The following is a 16,221-nucleotide window of genomic DNA, read 5'->3' on the forward strand; positions in this document are numbered from 1 at the left end:
GTGATGCAGACATGTCGAGCATAAGCGTGACCGGCCAGGCGGCGACCCTTGACGTCCGCCAGTCATCCCTGTCGGCCTGTTCCGGCAGGTGGGGGACGACCATGCAGGGTCCGGCCCGGCCGGCCGGGCCGGGCCAGTCGGCCGCAAGGGGCGGCGCAGACGCCATCCTGGCGGACACCCCCTTGGACACCCTGGAAAGGCCGCAACAGGAGGTCTCCGATTTCAGCCAGGCGGTCCTGACCTGGTTCCGCCAGAACTCAGGCCGCCTCCTCCTCCTGGTCATCGTGGCCATCTGCGCCGCCCTGGCCTCCAAGCTCGCAGCCGCCGCCCTGCGCAAGGCATTGGACCGTTCCAACGTCCCCTCAGCCTCCATCTTCATCAACATAGTCCGGGCCCTGATATGGATCTTCGCGGCGGCCACCGTCCTCCAGCCGGTCTTCGGCATCAATCCCTCCACCGTGGTCGCCGCCCTGGGCGTCAGCGGCCTTGCCCTCTCCTTCGGCTTGAAGGACACCATAGCCAATATCGTGGGAGGGTTCGGCCTCATGGCCAGCAAGGTGATCCAGCCCGGCGACATCATCACCATCTCGGGGACCACGGGCACCGTCAAGGACATCACCTGGAGGCACACCATCGTGGTGGACCGGGCCGGCAACCGCATGCTGATACCCAACTCCATCCTCAACACCACATCCCTGGAGAAGATACCCGAGGCCGGCGAGGCCGCCAACACCGTCCCCTTCACCCTCCGTGGCGACGCGGACATGACCCTGGCCGCCCAGTCCATCGCCAGGACCGTGGCCGCAGCCACCGAGGGGATGACCATGGCCGGGAACCCGCCGATCGTCCAGTTCCAGGGCTTCACCCCTTATGGCATCACGGGACAGGTGGTCATGTTCGCCAAGCAGGGGGTCGCCGCCGCCGACATGCAGGACGCGGCCACCAGGGCCCTGGCCGGCAAGGACTACCTGGTCCAGGATGCCGGCCTGGAAACGACGGCACCGGCCGCAGGCGGGGGCGCGTCCAAGGGCGGGACCGAGTGAAGTAAGGCGCCCCTTCGTCCAGGACCCGGCCCAGGCTCTGGACTCAGGCCAGGACCCCCTCGATCAGCTCGCTGATCAGGTCCGTGTAGGTCAGGCCGGTGGCCTGCCAGGCTTTGGGATACATGGAGATGGGAGTGAAACCGGGCATGGTGTTGATTTCGTTGACGATGACCCGGCCGTCCGGGGCCACGAAACAGTCCACCCGGCTCAGTCCGGCCCCGTCCACGGCCTGGAAGGCCCTGGCTGCGGTCCGGCGGACCTCTTGCAGGGTCTCGTCGGGCAGGTCGGCGGGAACCTCCACGTGGGAGGCCGAGGAGTCCATGTACTTGCTGTCGAAGTCGTAGAAGGCATCATCATCTTCGGGACGGTCCAGAACGACCTCGCCGGGCCAGGCCGTCCGGGGCTCCTGTCCCGCACGGGGGCAGAGGACGGCGCACTCGATCTCGCGGCCCTCCACACCCTCCTCGACCAGGACCCGCCAGTCGTGGCGGGCGGCCTCCTGGACGGCCGAAGCCAGGGAGGCGGCATCGGCCCCATCCACCTTGGTGACGCCGAAGCTGGAACCGGCCCTGGACGGCTTGACGAAGACCGGGTAGGCCAGCCCGGCGGCCTCCACCTGGGCCAGCAGGTCCTGTCCGGCCTCGGATACGCCGCCTGCACCCTCCCCCAGGAGGCGGGTGTCCACCGTGATTCCGGGGGCCACCGGGAGACCGGCCTCCTCGAGGAGGATCTTGGTGTAGTGCTTATCCATGCAGGCGGCCGAGGCGAAGACGCCGCAGCCCACGTAGGGGACCCCCATCATTTCCAGGAGCCCCTGGACGGTGCCGTCTTCCCCGTAAGGTCCATGGAGGACGGGGAAGACCGCGTCGATGTGGCCAAGGCTTTCAGGTCCGTCGGCCGGGCCGCCCAGGTACCAGCCGTCACAGCCGGCTGAGATGTCCAGGAGGACGGGCCTGCTCCCCTCCCCCATGCGGACCGAGGGAAGGTCGCCGCCCGACAGACCCCACTGGCGGGGGTCCTCGCCACCCGTCTCCCACCGCCCATCCCGGGTGATTCCCACCGGAATGGGCTCGTAGCGCTCCCGGTCTATGGCCTTGAGGACACCGGCCGCGGATACGCAGGAGATGGAGTGCTCATCGGCACGACCTCCATACAGCACGACAATGCGTTTTTTCTCCATGTTCTTTCTCTCCTGCTCCTGCCTGCGCCCTACCCGGCCGAGCCTGATGGCCGGGCCCCACACCTCCCGCCGGAACGGCAGGGGGGCGGGCCAGGCCGGCGGTTGGCGCACTTTGCGATCCGGGGCGGACCGATTGCAAGGGTCCGCCCTCCCATCCGAAACAGCACCGTAGCCCAGGCGGAGGGCACCTGGCTAAGAGGGAACCATCATCCACAAGCTCGGCACGAATGCAACACAAGGAGGAGATGGTCACAGGCGTGCAAGGGCCGACCCGCACCGGTCAGGTCCCGGTGCGGCCCCCACCTGTCCCCTGTCGGCAGGACCGGCTTCTTACCGGTACCGGCCCTGCCTGTGCCGGCTCACTCCTCGGTGATCGGACCGCCGAAAAGCTCCTCGATCATTCCCCGGCAGGACAGACCCTCCTTGAGCACGTGGCTCATGGCCGTGGCCAGTGGGGTGGAGACACCCAACTGCCGGCCCAGGCCCACAACGGCATCCGTGGTGGGAACGCCCTCCGCCACCCCCTTGCTCACCCGGGTGGCCTCTTCGATGGACCTGCCCTGGCCAAGGTTGAAGCCGAAGGTGTAGTTGCGGCTGAGGGGGGAGGCACAGGTGGCCACCAGGTCGCCCACCCCGGCCAGGCCGGCGAAGGTCTTGGGCTGAGCCCCGGCCGCCTCGCCAAGGGCGGTCAGCTCCGCCAGGCCCCGGGCCTGGATCATGGCCGCCGTGTTCTCCCCGTATCCGGCCCCCCGTGACATGCCCACGGCCAGGGCGGTCACGTTCTTGAGTGACCCGCACATCTCCAGGCCGACCACGTCGGTGGAGACGAAGGCCTTGAAATAGCAGGTCGTACAGGCCTGGGCCACCGTCATGGCCGTGGCCTCGTCCGGACTGGCCACCACCGTGGCGCCCGGCTGTCGGGTGGCCACCTCCTTGCTCAGGTTGGGTCCAGACACGGCTGCGAAGCGGGCCTGGTCAAGGTCAAGGGTCTCACAGACCACCTGGTCCATCCGCTTGCCGCTGCCGCGCTCGATTCCCTTCATCAGGGAGACGACCAGGGCATCCTCCTCCAGGAGGCCCCGGAAGCCCTCCAGTGCCTCCCTGGCATGCTGGGCCGCTATGGCCACGACCACGATGCCGGCGCCGGCGACGGCTTGGGCCCTGTCGGCGGTGGCGGTCACGCCGTCGGGCAGACGATCCACCACGGGCAGACGGGCGATGTTGCGATGGTTGTTCCCGATGTCTTCGACGACCTCGGGTTGGATGTCCCACATACACACCTGGTTGCCCGCGTCGGCCATCACCTGGCCGAAGGCGGTCCCCCAGGCACCGGCACCCAATACAGCGACCTTCGTCATCATCCTCCTTCAACGAATTTCGGGCCTGGCACGGTCTGCCGGCCCCGTGTGCACCACCATCCTATGGCATGCACGCCACCAAGGGCGGGTTGGCAGGCCGGAAGGGTCCGGGTTCACTGCTCGTCCCTGGGACGTCGGGTCATGGTCACGTAGTCGAAGTATCCCTCGGCCGGCGGCTCCTCCCCCCTGATTTCCGCCATGACCTCCTCCATCCTGTTCCGCAGACGCACGCAGAGGGCGTGGACGGCCTGATCGGGCGGGTCCTCCCCCCACCCGTCACAGCCTTCCAGGAGGTCGGAGTAATCCATCTGGTGGTCGTAGCACATGACCACGTTCTTGCGGGGCCAGGGCCACTTGTGGTTGATGGAGGCGGCCCCCCATGTGATGGCCGGGTACAGGGGGATCTGGCGGCCGGCCCTGCGGGAGGCCTCCAGGGCGATGAAGCCGACACCCGGCTTCAGGGACATGGGCCACTTGAGCGGGTCCCTGGTGACCGTCCCCTCGGGCCATATGGTCAGGGGCCGTTCCGAGGTCAGGATCCGTATGGACTCCTCCTCGATGGTCCGGGCCTTGCCCGAACGGCGATCCACCGGCTGCATCCCCACCATCTGGAACCACTTGCCCACCAGGGGCCAACGGCCCATCTCAGCCTTGGCCATGAATCTGGGGCGGCGGCCCAGGTGGAAGAGGGCCATCATGGGGATGAATACATCGAACTGGGTCACATGGGTGGCGGCCGTGATGAAGGGCCCGGTCTCGGGGACCTGCTCCAGGCCCCAGGCGTAGACCTTGCAGGAATCGCGGACCACGTCGGACACCCCTTTGAGAAGACGGGTGGTGCCTGCGGGATGCTGGCCGTCGATTTCGTCCAGCTGGGGAATCCTGTGCCCGGTCGGGTAGTACCGGGTGGGGTCGACCAGGTGATGGCGGCGACCCAGCCGGACCACCTGTTCGTCCGGAAGAGGTTTCACCGCTGAGCGTGGTGACGGTTTGCCTTTCGAAGCCATGCCTTCATTTTGCACCCGGGCGGGGAGATTCCGGCCGGCATTTCGGGGCATGTCTCGGTCCCCGGCCTCCGTGACCGGCCCCGAATCCGGATCCGGAGCTCAGTGCTCGGCCACCTCCATGGCCGTGAAGAGGTCCTCCTGGACGGCGGGCAGGAGAGGCGGGTTGCAGACCCTGACCCCGCAGGGGGCCTGACGGTCGGCCTTGTCGACGGCCTTGATGAAGGAATCATCCCAGGTGTAGACCACTTCGGCATGGGCGTATCGGGCGCTGGCCAGGACCGAGGCCTCGCCCGGGCTGAGCACCTGGAAGGGCGTGTCAGCGGCGAACCAGAGCGCGGCGTCGGCGGTCAGGTCGACCATGGACAGGCCGGACGCGCGGCACCAATCCACCACCCTCTTCCTCCTGTCCGCCTCGCGCTTGTTCAGGCGGGGACGGGTCCCGATGACCCCGTCGCACTGACTGGTCAGTTCCAGCAGGATGGAGGAGGGCAGGAGGAGTTCGAACTCCCCTTCAATGGCATCGTCCAGGAGTTTGCGGGACCTCTGGAAGCGGGCGGGAGCCTGGGCCCCTGCCCTGCCCAGGGCCACATCCAACAGGACAGAGGCGTCGACAAGGGCCCTGCGGGGGTATGGAGTCGGGATCGGATCTTCTGCCATCATGCACCACCTGTCTTCAGACCGTCATGGATACGGCAGGCCCCTCTGACCCGCCGGACGGACTCCACGGGTCCGGCCCCACCCATGAAGCCGGGATCCAGGAGGTCCTCCAGGTCGCCGGCATAGGCCCGGCGGCCGTCGCCCTGTTCAGCCGAGGAGACCTCCAGGGCCTCCACGTGGAGGAGCCGCCCCCTGCGGGAACGGATGAAACCGGCCACATCGACCAGGGTGCCCACGTGCAGCTCGACGACCCGCCTGTCCAGGAGGGGACCGAAACGTACGTTCACCCTGCTCTCTGTGACCTGGTCCACCAAGCCCAGGGTCCGATGGGTCCGCTGGAGGATCACCTTGTCGACGACCCCCCTCACATGCCCGAAGGAGCGCACCGTATTGAAGTCGAGGAGGCGGTCCACCCTGGACAGGGTCTCGGCCGTGCAGTAGCTGCGGCGGAACCTGACCGGTCCGACGGCATCAGGAAGGGCCAGGCGCGAGGAATCGTCGGCGGCGGCGTCACTGTCCTGTTGGGCTGCGTCCGATGCGCCCGATGGACCCGATGGACCCGATGCCTCCTGGCCCTGAGGCATCCCTGCGGAGACTGCGGTGTCAAGAGCCACGGCGGCCCCGGTCTCACGTATCAGGTTGCGCAGGGAGGAAAGAACCTCGGGCATGGCCACCGCCGCCTCGACGTCCTCCAGGCGGGCCGAAACCACCCCTGAGATCCGGTCAAGGGCCCGCCCTGCCCGGACGACGGCCCCCTCTTCCACCTCAGGGTCGGGACGGGCCTCCAAGCGGATGCCAGGGCCGGAAAGGATGCAGACCTCCCAATCGGAGGCCTCTGCGACGGCCAGGAGCTTCAGGAAGGCCTCGACGGCCATGCCCAGGCCGCGTGGGGAAACGGCCGCATCGCCGCACTCCAGTTCGAACCCGAACATCGGATCGCCTGTCTGGTCCTTCATCTCTCCGACCTTCCGCCGACCCTGCCCCGGTCCATCCGGGTCAGTCTATCTGGGCATCAAGGGCAACCAGCTTGTCCCTGAAGTCCTCATACCCCCTGTCAATCAGGGAGATGCCGTGGACGGTGGACTCCCCTGAGGCGGCCAGGGCCGCAATCAGGTGGCTGAAGCCCCCGCGCAGGTCGGGGACGTCGATGTCACGGCCGGTCAGGGGGGTGGGGCCGAAGATGACCGCCGAGTGGTTGAAGTTCTGCTGACGGAAGCGGCAGGGCAAGGAACCCAGGCACTCCCTGTAGAGCTGGATGGTGGCCCCCATCTGGATCAGGGGCTCGGTGAAGCCGAAACGGTTCTCATAGACGGTCTCATGGACGATCGACAGGCCCTTGGCCTGGGTCAGGGCCACCACCAGGGGCTGCTGCCAGTCGGTCATGAACCCGGGGTGCACATCGGTCTCGATGGCCACGGGCTTGAGGTCCCCGCCCGGATGCCAGAAACGGATCCCGTCGTCCTCGACGTCGAACTCACCGCCGATCTTGCGGAAGACGTTCAGGTAGGTCATCATGTCGGGCTGGTGGGCCCCCTTGACGAAGATGTCGCCATGGGTCGCCAGGGAGGCCGAAGCCCAGGAGGCCGCCTCGATCCGGTCGGGCAGGGCCGTGTGGGTGAAGCCCTTGAGGGATTTGACCCCCTCGATCCGGATGGTCCTGTCCACATCCACGGAGATCTGGGCGCCCATCTTCTGCAGGACAGCCACCAGGTCCATGATCTCGGGTTCCGTGGCCGCCCCCGAAAGCTCGGTCTTCCCCTCGGCCAGGACGGCCGCCAGGAGGGTCTGCTCGGTGGCCCCGACCGAGGGGTAGGGCAGGTGGATCTTGGCCCCGTGAAGCCCGTCCGGGGCGGTGATGTGGATGCCGGCTTCGTGCTCCTTGTCCACATCGGCCCCCAGCTTGCGCAGGGTCTCCAGGTGGAAGTCGATGGGGCGGCTGCCTATCCTGCAGCCGCCCAGGGCCGGGATGAAAGCCTCGCCCAGCCTGTGCAGGAGGGGCCCGGAGAAGAGGATGGGGATGCGGGAGGAACCCGACAGGGTGTCCACGTCCGCCACGTCGGCCAGCTCCACATGCCTGGCGTCGATGGTGACCACGCCCTCATGGGACTTGACGTCGACGTTCACCCCGTGCAGGCGAAGGAGGTCCGAGACCACGTGGACGTCGCGGATGGCCGGCACGTTCCTGAGCACAGACACGTCCGGTGCCAGAAGGGCGGCCACCATGGCCTTGCTGACGAAGTTCTTGGCGCCGCGCACCTCGATGCTCCCGTGGAGGGGCCTGCCCCCCACCACATGCAGGACATCATCCCGACGTTCCGTTTCAGTCATTGCCAGCTCCCTCATTCGACTTGCCGGGCCTCAGCCCGTCCAACCGACGCAACGGTCACGGTCGCCTATGGCCACCTGGTGTCCGCGGTGCCGTGCGCCGCCGCCCATTACTGCAAGTCTGCCACAGGTCGTGTGGTGACTCAGTGAAGTGTCACCGCTGGCGTAGCGGGGGGCGCCTCCACAGCGGGCTCCGCCGCCCCATCACGGCAGGACGGACAAGAGGGCGGTGCAGCCTTCGATGAGCAGGAGGACGATGAACCAGATGGACCGCCAGGAGGAGTAGATGGCCGAATCGGCCCGGTTGGCACGGATGAAGTCACGTATCCGGACGCGCGCAAGCGGCAGGACGATCAGACCGGCCAGGATGCCCACCACGGGTACGGCCAGCTGGACCGCCCCCAGCCAATTCCCGCTGAGGAAACCGGTCAGGTAATCCAGCCCCCCGGCGATGACGAAATTATTGCACATATGAAGGGCCATGGACCAGAAGATGGAGTACTCACAGGCTATGTAACCCAGGACCAGACCGACCATGAAGGCGAAGAAACCCTGGGTGAGGACCCCGTGGAAGAAGCCGAACATGGTGGCCGTGGTGATGATGGCGAACACCTTGCCATACGGCTTCAAAGCCCCCAGAACGGCCCCGCGGAAGACCAGCTCCTCCCCGATGGGGGCCAGGAAGGAGGCGTAGATGAAGAAGGCAAGGGACCCGGAGCCCGCTGCGTCCGCACCCGTTCCGGTGGATACGCCCAACCAGCCGAGGGTCTGGTCCATGCCGAACCCGTAGATGAAGGATATGGCCTGGGCGGTCAGTATCAGCCCCACCGCCCCGAAGAAGACCGCAGGGGTCATCTTTCTCCCGGTGCGGCGGAAGATGCCGTAGGGCCCGGGATCTTCCATCTGCCGACGGCGCATCAGGGCAAGGAAGGCCATGCCGGACAGGCTCATGGCGATGTAGGCGAAGCCCATCCACTGGTCCTGCCCCGAATGCAAGAGGTCGGTGCTTTTCAGGATCGGATTTCCGGGGTCGGTCATCTTCAGCCATATCCGGTACAGGATGATGCCGGAAAGTGCGGCCAGATTGCCGACAAGCAGGTAGAGCAGGAGGAAACCGGCCTGGCGGTTGACCATTGCCCTCGCAGATCCGAGGAAGAGCCGCCTGGTCACTTCGGACCGGTTCCTCTCGGCGATGTCCTCATAGGCCCGGGAGCCGCCATCCCCGTACAGGGGCGGTGCCGGTGCCCCCGGGAGGGGGCCGGCGCCCTCATGGGCCTGTGGACCATACATAGCCTGCCCCATTCGCACCGCCTCCCGAAACGACCCCTGCTCCACGCCCATCTTCATCCGACGGACCGCCGTCGTCGAAGGGGACCGTCCCAAGTCTACGCCGGGTCCGGGAGGACAGGGGCCAGCCGGAAGGCAGGCCTCAGCCCTCTCAGTGCAGACCGGGCAGGTACTCTCCTACTGCCAGGACCAGGCAGCCCAGGCAGAAGACCAGGAACCAGGGAGAGAGCCAGGAGGCGTAGACCCCCTTGACGGCCCGGTAGGTCCGGCAGTAGGTCAGGATGACCCGCCCATGGCCCACCAGGCCTGCCAGCCCGGTCAGAAAGACCAGGAAGGCGGCCAGGAGGAGGACCAGCCTCAAAGGGGCGGGGAGAAGGGGGAGGTAGGTGGATGGGAGGTCGGAGAAGACAAGGTTGTTGACCATATGCAGGGCCAGGGACCAGACCAGGCCGTGCTCCATGGCCACATACCCCATCATGAGGCCCGTGAGCATGCCGAACAGACCCTGGGCCAGGGATTCATGCATGAATCCGAAGAGGACCGCGGAGGTGACGATGGCGAAGACCCTGCCGTACCGCCTGAGCCGGTTCATGATCACCCCCCGGAAGACGACCTCTTCGACCAGGGGGCCCATGACCACCGCGTAGAAGAGCATGAGGAGGGAGGAGGGGCCGGTTCCGTCGGATGACGGGGAGGCGTGGAGCCCCAGCCTGCCCGCCAAGGAGTCCACCCCGTCCTGGAAGAAGGTTGCGGCCACCTGGGCCAGGACGAGAAAGGCCAGGCAGATGACGAAGACCAGGGGGGTCATCCGGCGGCCGGCCGACCAGCGTACATGGTCGTCCCCCTGCAGGTCCCGGCCGACGATGACCGGCCAGCGGACGATCAGGACCACCAGGAAGGAGATCAGAACCGCCCCGACGGTCAGCATGTCCCCGTAGCGGGCATCCAGTTCCACCTTCGACATGCCTGGAAAGAGGCGGGGGAGGAAGATTCTGGCCCCCAGAAAAGCGATCAGGGTCTCCAGACCGACGTAGAGGGAGGCCAGACCCGCCATCCCGTTCACCGCATGCCAGACACCGCCCGCAGACCCGCTCATCCGTGACGCCCTTCCCGCGGACCTCGGCTCTCCTGCGAGCGCAGGATCCTTGGCCCTCCGTCCCACCTTAAGCCGGGCGGGAGGGGTTGATCCGGAGCGACACCTCCCGGTCTTTCAGGCCTTCGCGGCCAACGGGCGACTCCGGCCTGCCCTGCCGGCCGGATCGCGGGGTCCGGCAGGACCGGGAACCCCGGCCCTGCCGCCTGGGTCCCGTCAGATGATGCCCCTGTCCGCCAGTGGGCCTGCCCAGGCGGGCTCCTGCTCACGGGCCGGGGTCACGACCTCCTCGGGCAGGTGCCTGGCCGGGATTGTCCTGGGTTTGAAGGGGAAGCGCTCACCCCTCATCTTCTCGTAGGCCTCGATGTCGTCCTCATGGCGGAGGGTCAGGTCGATGTCGTCATAGCCGTTCATCAGCCGCCATCGCACATAATCATCCACCTTGAAGGGAAGGGACCGGTCGGCGCAGGTCACCGTCCTGGCACCCAGGTCGACGGTCACCTCCCTTCCGGGTTCCTCCTCCAGGAGCCCCCAGAGCTCCTCCACCTGGTCCTGGGTCATGATGGCCGCCAGGACCCCGTTCTTGGCCGTGTTCCCATAGAAGATGTCCGCGAAACGGGGGGATATGACCACCCGGAAGCCATAGTCATGCAGGGCCCAGACCGCATGTTCACGTGAGGACCCGATCCCGAAATCCGGACCGGCGACCAGGACCCTGGCCCCCTGGTAGGCCGGCTGGTTGAGCACGAAGGCGGGGTCCCTCCGCCAGGCCCGGAAGAGGGCGTCGCCGAAGCCGGTCCGTGAGGTCCTCTTGAGGTAGACGGCCGGTATGATCTGGTCCGTGTCCACGTCGGACCGTCTCAGGGGGACCCCCCTGCCGGTCACCACGGTGAGTTTTTCCATGAGCCCTTTACCTTTTCAATCCTTGTCGATCCCTGGTTCCACGCCCTGCCGGCCCCGAAGCCTGCGGGCGGCCCGGTTCGGCAGCGCCGGTTCACAGGTCGGCCGGGGAGCAGATGGTCCCCTTCACCGCCGTGGCCGCCGCCACCTGGGGGGAGGCCAGGTGGGTCCTGCCGCCCCTCCCCTGCCGTCCCCGGAAATTGCGGTTGGAGGTCGAGATGGACCGTTCACCCGCCACCAGCTGGTCCTGGTTCATCCCCAGGCACATGGAACAGCCGGCGTTGCGCCATTCGGCTCCGAAGTCTTCGAAGATCCTGTCCAGCCCCTCTTTCTCGGCCTGGATGCGGATCCTTGACGAGGCGGGGACGACCAGGACCCTGTGGAGGTTGGAGGCCTTGTGCCTTCCCTTCATGATGGCCGCAGCCTGTCTGAGGTCGTCGATCCGCCCGTTGGTGCAGGAACCGATGAAGACCGTGTCCACGGCTATGCCCTTCATGGGCATGCCGGGTTTGAGCCCCATGTAGTCCAGGGCCTCCGAGGCGGCCTGCCTCTGCCCGGGGTCCTCCATCCCCTCCGGATCGGGCACCATCCCGTCGATGGGGACCCCCTGACCGGGGTTGGTCCCCCAGGTCACAAAGGGATCCAGTGTGGAGGCGTCCAGGGTGACCTCCCTGTCGAATACGGCGTCGTCGTCCGTCTTCAGGGTCCTCCAGTAATCCATGGCCCTGTCCCACATCTCCCCGGCCGGGGCGTGGGGGCGGCCCTTCAGGTAGTCGTAGGTGGTCTGGTCGGGGGCGATCATCCCGGCCCGCGCACCGGCCTCTATGGACATGTTGCAGATGGTCATCCTCTCGTCCATGGTCATGTCACGGATGGCCTGCCCCCTGTACTCGAAGATGTGTCCCTGCCCTCCGGCGGTGCCGATTTTGGCGATCAGGGCCAGGATCACGTCCTTGGCTCCCACCCCCGGCCTCAGCCTGCCCACGACGTTCACCGCCATGGTCTTGAAGGGCTTCAGGCTCAGGGTCTGGGTTGCCAGGACATGCTCCACCTCCGAGGTCCCGATGCCGAAGGCCAGGGCTCCGAAGGCCCCATGGGTGGAGGTGTGGGAGTCCCCGCAGACGATGGTCATGCCGGGCTGGGTAAGACCCAGGATGGGCGCGAAGGCATGGACGATCCCCTGATCGGCATCCCCAAGCGGGTGCAGACGGACGCCGAACTCCTGACAGTTGCGTTCCAGGGTGCTTATCTGCGCTGCGGAGACCCTGTCCGCAATCGGGCGGTCTATGTCCACCGTGGGGGTGTTGTGGTCCTCCGTGGCTATGACCTGGTCGACGTGACGCACCCCCCTCCCTGCCAGGCGGAGCCCTTCAAAGGCCTGGGGGCTGGTCACCTCGTGCATGAGCTGGAGGTCGATGTAAATGAGGTCGGGCTCGTCACCCTCCCCCCTCCTGACCAGGTGGTCCGCCCAGACCTTCTCCGCCAATGTCCTACCCATGGCCCCTCCTTGACTTCCCGGACAGGTCCCTCCGGCCGCATCCCCTATGAGTATGTCGCCACTCTGAAGCTTTGGACTTTTGCATTTCACATAGTGAGATGCAATAATGCTGACATGACCGCATCCGCCCATGTAATTCAAGAAAATCACGGGTGGCCGGAAGCGAAACCCCCGACCTCCCGATACACAGCCTTAGGTTCCGACGATTCCCGCCCCGGCGAGATCGACTCCGGCGTGGGCGTCCTGGACAAGATGGTGAAGATCCTGGACGGCCTGGAGGGGGGACCGAAGACACTGAGCCAACTGGTCACCTCCACCGGCCTGGCCCGTCCCACCATCCACAGGCTGGCCATCGCCCTGGAGTGCCACCGCCTGGTCATGCGCGACGGCAAGGGGAGGTTCGCCCTGGGCTCCAGGCTGTCCGAGCTGGCCACGGCCGCAGGGGAGGACCACCTGCTCACCGCCGCAGGGCCCATCCTGCGCACCCTGCTGGACCGCTCCGGCGAATCGGCCCAGATCTTCCGCAGGCAGGGCGATATGAGGGTCTGCATAGCGGCCGTGGAACGCGCCAGTGGCCTGCGCGACTCCATTCCCGTGGGCGCCCTCCTGTCCATGAGGGCCGGATCGGCCGCCCAGATCCTCCTGGCATGGGAGAACCCGGAACGCCTCCATCAGGGACTGCGCCACGCCAGGTTCTCCGCCTCCAAGCTGGCCACCGTCCGCAAGCGCGGATGGGCTGAGTCGATCAACGAGAGGGAGGAGGGGGTCTGCTCCATTTCCTCCCCGATCCGCAATGTCTCAGGCCAGGTGATTGCAGCCGTCTCCATATCCGGCCCGGTCAACCGCATGTCGACCACTCCGGGCCGCCACTACGCCCCCCTGGTCATGGCCGCCGGGAAGTACCTCACGGAGGCCATGCAGCGCACCAGCTGAATGGGCCGCCTCCCGGCAGTGCGGTCAATGCTTCCGGGAGGACCCCCAGGATGCGATGATCCCGGCCAGGGTGGCCAGCCCGCCGGCCAGGAATTTGGGTTTGCGCAGGAGGTTGACGGCGTCTCCTGTCGAAGTGGGCACGTAGCTCATTGCATAGGTATAGACCTTGTGGGTGCTGGGCCTGCCCACCAGATCGCCGAATTCAAGCAGCTGGGTACGCGGGTTGTGGGGGTGGCGGATGTCGAATTCGAAGAGGCGGGCGGCCCGTTTCTTCGGGACCGGCCCGTATGATCCGAACCCCCCGGTCGGGGTGGCGCCCAGGGTCAGCCCCTGGTCTTCGCCCACGAAGGCGTTGCGGTGGTCATGCCCGGCGAAGAGGGCGAAGTAGCCCCCGTCACGACGGAGTATCGAGAATTCGCCGCTGTCCTCATCCGGGCAGCTCACCCCCTCCCCCAGGTAGGAACCCGGCAGGGTGCGGGACTCATCGAGCAGGTAGCACTGGGAATCATAACGTCGGTAACCCTGAACGGCATAAGCCGTGGTCGAGGGGACCGCCTTGAGCAGGTCGTAGAACTGCGGGATCGGCATGTGCTGGAAGACCATGGACCGGTTGCCCACCAGGGCCGGGGCCTGGGCCAGGAAGTCCAGGGCCTGGGAGGATGGCCACCCGTAGCCGCCTGACCTGGCGTAGTCGCCGGAGTCCAGGAGGACGAGCCCCAGAACGGCCCCCTCCCCCTCGGTGTCGGCCACCGGCAGGGCGAAGGTCCCTGGCTCACAGGCATAGGCCACCTGGTCTGGCAGGCTGGCGGCCGGCAGGCGGCGGGGACGGTCCGGCCGGGCCGCCGTGGCCTCGGGGTTGAGGCATCCGGGGACCTCCCGGTAGATGGCGTCCAGGCTGTCCGTGTCGAGGCCGCACTGGAAGTCATGGTTCCCATAGGTGACGGCGAAGGGAATCCCCCTGTCCACCAGGGGGGCCGTTATCTGCTCCACCGTACGGCGGACCAGGTCCCCCGTGTGTTTGAGCTCCTGAAGCTGGGCGTCGGAATCCCCGGAAAGGGGCTGGGGATTCCGCGCTCCCCCGGAAGTACGGGAGGGGGGAAGGGTGCGGCGGGGGCCGGTCGACCCCGACGGCGCCGACGGCGGTGCCTGGACCGCCTCCTGCCCCTTTCGGCCCTCGCCCTCACCGAAACCAAGGGCGTTTCCAACCCAGTTGGTCATGCTCATGCCTGCCGAATAGACCCCGTCAAGGGGGGTGCTCCAGCGGCGCTTCCTGAAGGTCCGCTCATAGGCCGTGTCGTAACCGGCCACCTGGTTGCCCGTGAAGACCACCAGGTCGGGACGGGCCACGTCACAGGCGGCGGCGATCAGCCTGACCGTGTCAGGGGACACCTTGGGCCCCTCCTGGATGTCCGTGATCTGCAGGAGGCGGAACTTGCCCGAGTGGTGGAATTGCAGCCGTCCCAGCCGGGCCGAGATGGACAGGGGACGGCCATCGTCCTCCCTGCGCTCGCCGTGGAGGGTCGCTGGCTGCTTGTGGTTCTGACTCATACCACCAGCCTACTTCACTCCTCCCGGCCGTCACCACCCCGTGAACGGCTCTGAGGTTGATATATTGGATATATCGAAGAATCCGAGACAAGCAGGGAGCGGGGCCTTCATGACAGGACGGCAGGAAGACCTGCTCGGCAGGGACATGCACAGGGTCGTGGACAAACTCCACAGCGAACGGACCCATGTGACCCCGTACCAGGAGGATTACCGCCGCCTTCTGGACAACCAGGGGAAGATGATCCGTGCCTCCATGGTCCTCCTCTTCGCCCGGGCCGTCGACCCAACCCGCCGGCAGGCCCCCGAAGAGGTCATCACCGGGGCCGCAGCCATCGAGATGCTCCACCTGGCCACCCTCGTACACGACGACGTGCTGGACCAGGCCGACATGAGGCGCAACCGGCCGACCGTACACACGGTGCGCGGCAACAAGGCCGCCATCTACCTGGGTGACCTCATCCTCTCGCGTTACATGGAGATCATGGCCGGAATCGCCCCGGACACGGCCTTCATCAGGGAGCAGGCCGGAACGGTATGCGAAATCGTGGGCGGCGAACTCTACCAGGAGTCGGGCCGTCACAACACCGACATCACGGTGGAATACTACGACAGGGCCATCGGGGGCAAGACGGCCGCCCTCTTCCGTCTGGCCTGCCTGACCGGGACCCACCTGGGGGCGGCCTGCGCCGACCGGGAAGGGACCGCGCGGGTCCAGGCCCTGGAAGGGGTCGCGCGCACCTTCGGGGAGAACCTGGGCATGGCCTTCCAGATCATGGATGACATAGAGGATTTCGATGTGGCCCATGACACGGGCAAGCCCAAGCTTGAGGACATCAGGGACGGCATCTACACCCTTCCCGTCCTCCTGGGGCTGCAGGAGGACCCCTCCTTCAAGGACCTCCTCGAAAGGGACCGCCCCGGCGAGGTGTTGGGCTACCTGCAGGCCCATGCCACCCTGATCGGCCGGAGCAGGCAGGCGGCCGACTCCTACCTTGACAGGGCCGAGGGGGCCCTGGAGGATCCCGCGATGGACCCGGGAGTGACCGGGGTACTGAAAGACATGGTCTGCCTCCTGCATGCCCACAACCGGGGCGGGGAAGGGAATCGGCCGGACGGGGGCGGTTTCGGCGGCGGAAAGGCATGAAAAAGGGGCTGTGACGGACGGCTGTCCGCCACAGCCCTGAAATCAGACGGTGCCACGGGGGCACAGGACCAGGCGGTCTACAAGACCACGTGGCCTGCATTCACCCCGTCACCGCAGCCCTGCCGGCCTCCACGGGACCACCATCCAGTCCGTGGTCGGGGACCGACCTGACCTTGTTTGTTGGTTGTGGTCCGGTGGCGTCCCGGCCCTCCGGGGCAGGACCCCGGCGCAGATGACCGCCCACCGTG

General features: G+C 66.9%; 14 protein-coding genes. 3 read left to right on the plus strand and 11 right to left on the minus strand.

Translation table 11 applies throughout. The features are described 5' to 3' along the window. Nucleotides 1-11: 11 nt before the first annotated feature. Nucleotides 12-1,043: a mechanosensitive ion channel family protein gene (locus V6584_RS06350; protein ID WP_340469648.1), complete on the plus strand. Its 1,032-nt coding sequence runs from the start codon at nt 12-14 to the stop codon at nt 1,041-1,043. A gap of 43 nt (nt 1,044-1,086) precedes the next feature. Here V6584_RS06350 and V6584_RS06355 read toward each other — a convergent pair whose 3' ends face one another. From V6584_RS06355 to leuC, 10 genes are all read right to left on the minus strand, one after another. Then, the gene (locus tag V6584_RS06355; protein WP_340469649.1) at nt 1,087-2,223 is read right to left on the minus strand and encodes a D-alanine--D-alanine ligase family protein; all 1,137 of its coding nucleotides are present in this window, start codon (nt 2,221-2,223) and stop codon (nt 1,087-1,089) included. Nucleotides 2,224-2,582: 359 nt separating this feature from the next. Further along, nucleotides 2,583-3,581 (minus strand): NAD(P)H-dependent glycerol-3-phosphate dehydrogenase, encoded by a 999-nt coding sequence (locus V6584_RS06360; protein ID WP_340469650.1) that lies wholly within the window; start codon nt 3,579-3,581, stop codon nt 2,583-2,585. Between the two features lie 113 nt (nt 3,582-3,694). Continuing rightward, complete coding sequence (locus V6584_RS06365) at nt 3,695-4,588, minus strand: lysophospholipid acyltransferase family protein (protein ID WP_340469651.1); 894 nt, start codon at nt 4,586-4,588, stop codon at nt 3,695-3,697. Between the two features lie 99 nt (nt 4,589-4,687). Then, nucleotides 4,688-5,248: a type II toxin-antitoxin system VapC family toxin gene (locus V6584_RS06370; protein ID WP_340469652.1), complete on the minus strand. Its 561-nt coding sequence runs from the start codon at nt 5,246-5,248 to the stop codon at nt 4,688-4,690. Then, complete coding sequence (locus V6584_RS06375) at nt 5,245-6,201, minus strand: hypothetical protein (protein WP_340469653.1); 957 nt, start codon at nt 6,199-6,201, stop codon at nt 5,245-5,247. The genes V6584_RS06370 and V6584_RS06375 overlap by 4 nt, the downstream gene beginning before the upstream one ends. Before the next feature lie 40 nt (nt 6,202-6,241). Then, complete coding sequence (murA, locus tag V6584_RS06380; RefSeq protein WP_340469654.1) at nt 6,242-7,573, minus strand: UDP-N-acetylglucosamine 1-carboxyvinyltransferase; 1,332 nt, start codon at nt 7,571-7,573, stop codon at nt 6,242-6,244. A gap of 201 nt (nt 7,574-7,774) precedes the next feature. Further along, nucleotides 7,775-8,860, minus strand: coding sequence for a CPBP family intramembrane glutamic endopeptidase (locus tag V6584_RS06385; RefSeq protein WP_340486275.1), 1,086 nt, complete (start codon nt 8,858-8,860; stop codon nt 7,775-7,777). A gap of 148 nt (nt 8,861-9,008) precedes the next feature. Further along, nucleotides 9,009-9,953: a CPBP family intramembrane glutamic endopeptidase gene (locus V6584_RS06390; protein ID WP_340469656.1), complete on the minus strand. Its 945-nt coding sequence runs from the start codon at nt 9,951-9,953 to the stop codon at nt 9,009-9,011. 213 nt (nt 9,954-10,166) lie between these two features. After that, nucleotides 10,167-10,853, minus strand: a complete 687-nt coding sequence (gene leuD / locus V6584_RS06395) for a 3-isopropylmalate dehydratase small subunit (protein ID WP_340469657.1) — start codon at nt 10,851-10,853, stop codon at nt 10,167-10,169. 91 nt (nt 10,854-10,944) lie between these two features. Further along, complete coding sequence (leuC, locus tag V6584_RS06400) at nt 10,945-12,348, minus strand: 3-isopropylmalate dehydratase large subunit (RefSeq protein ID WP_340469659.1); 1,404 nt, start codon at nt 12,346-12,348, stop codon at nt 10,945-10,947. Nucleotides 12,349-12,462: 114 nt separating this feature from the next. Here leuC and V6584_RS06405 point away from each other — a divergent pair, with 114 nt between their 5' ends. Next, entirely contained in the window at nt 12,463-13,281 is an 819-nt protein-coding gene (locus V6584_RS06405; RefSeq protein WP_340469660.1) for an IclR family transcriptional regulator, read from the plus strand. 24 nt (nt 13,282-13,305) lie between these two features. Here V6584_RS06405 and V6584_RS06410 read toward each other — a convergent pair whose 3' ends face one another. Next, nucleotides 13,306-14,829, minus strand: a complete 1,524-nt coding sequence (locus V6584_RS06410) for a metallophosphoesterase family protein (protein ID WP_340469662.1) — start codon at nt 14,827-14,829, stop codon at nt 13,306-13,308. 109 nt (nt 14,830-14,938) lie between these two features. On the opposite strand from V6584_RS06410, the gene V6584_RS06415 reads away from it, so the two are divergent. Continuing rightward, nucleotides 14,939-15,973, plus strand: coding sequence for a polyprenyl synthetase family protein (locus V6584_RS06415; RefSeq protein ID WP_340469663.1), 1,035 nt, complete (start codon nt 14,939-14,941; stop codon nt 15,971-15,973). Nucleotides 15,974-16,221: the final 248 nt, after the last annotated feature.

The organism is Bifidobacterium favimelis (assembly GCF_037963085.1).
Classification (GTDB): domain Bacteria; phylum Actinomycetota; class Actinomycetes; order Actinomycetales; family Bifidobacteriaceae; genus Bombiscardovia; species Bombiscardovia favimelis.

What these genes read in the sequence shown, in the direction of transcription:
- V6584_RS06350 (WP_340469648.1), top strand. Translation starts at nt 12, where the DNA reads ATGTCGAGCATAAGCGTGACCGGCCAGGCGGCGACCCTTGACGTCCGC.
- V6584_RS06355 (WP_340469649.1), bottom strand. Translation starts at nt 2,223, where the DNA reads ATGGAGAAAAAACGCATTGTCGTGCTGTATGGAGGTCGTGCCGATGAG.
- V6584_RS06360 (WP_340469650.1), bottom strand. Translation starts at nt 3,581, where the DNA reads ATGACGAAGGTCGCTGTATTGGGTGCCGGTGCCTGGGGGACCGCCTTC.
- V6584_RS06365 (WP_340469651.1), bottom strand. Translation starts at nt 4,588, where the DNA reads ATGGCTTCGAAAGGCAAACCGTCACCACGCTCAGCGGTGAAACCTCTT.
- V6584_RS06370 (WP_340469652.1), bottom strand. Translation starts at nt 5,248, where the DNA reads ATGATGGCAGAAGATCCGATCCCGACTCCATACCCCCGCAGGGCCCTT.
- V6584_RS06375 (WP_340469653.1), bottom strand. Translation starts at nt 6,201, where the DNA reads ATGAAGGACCAGACAGGCGATCCGATGTTCGGGTTCGAACTGGAGTGC.
- murA (WP_340469654.1), bottom strand. Translation starts at nt 7,573, where the DNA reads ATGACTGAAACGGAACGTCGGGATGATGTCCTGCATGTGGTGGGGGGC.
- V6584_RS06385 (WP_340486275.1), bottom strand. Translation starts at nt 8,860, where the DNA reads ATGTATGGTCCACAGGCCCATGAGGGCGCCGGCCCCCTCCCGGGGGCA.
- V6584_RS06390 (WP_340469656.1), bottom strand. Translation starts at nt 9,953, where the DNA reads ATGAGCGGGTCTGCGGGCGGTGTCTGGCATGCGGTGAACGGGATGGCG.
- leuD (WP_340469657.1), bottom strand. Translation starts at nt 10,853, where the DNA reads ATGGAAAAACTCACCGTGGTGACCGGCAGGGGGGTCCCCCTGAGACGG.
- leuC (WP_340469659.1), bottom strand. Translation starts at nt 12,348, where the DNA reads ATGGGTAGGACATTGGCGGAGAAGGTCTGGGCGGACCACCTGGTCAGG.
- V6584_RS06405 (WP_340469660.1), top strand. Translation starts at nt 12,463, where the DNA reads ATGACCGCATCCGCCCATGTAATTCAAGAAAATCACGGGTGGCCGGAA.
- V6584_RS06410 (WP_340469662.1), bottom strand. Translation starts at nt 14,829, where the DNA reads ATGAGTCAGAACCACAAGCAGCCAGCGACCCTCCACGGCGAGCGCAGG.
- V6584_RS06415 (WP_340469663.1), top strand. Translation starts at nt 14,939, where the DNA reads ATGACAGGACGGCAGGAAGACCTGCTCGGCAGGGACATGCACAGGGTC.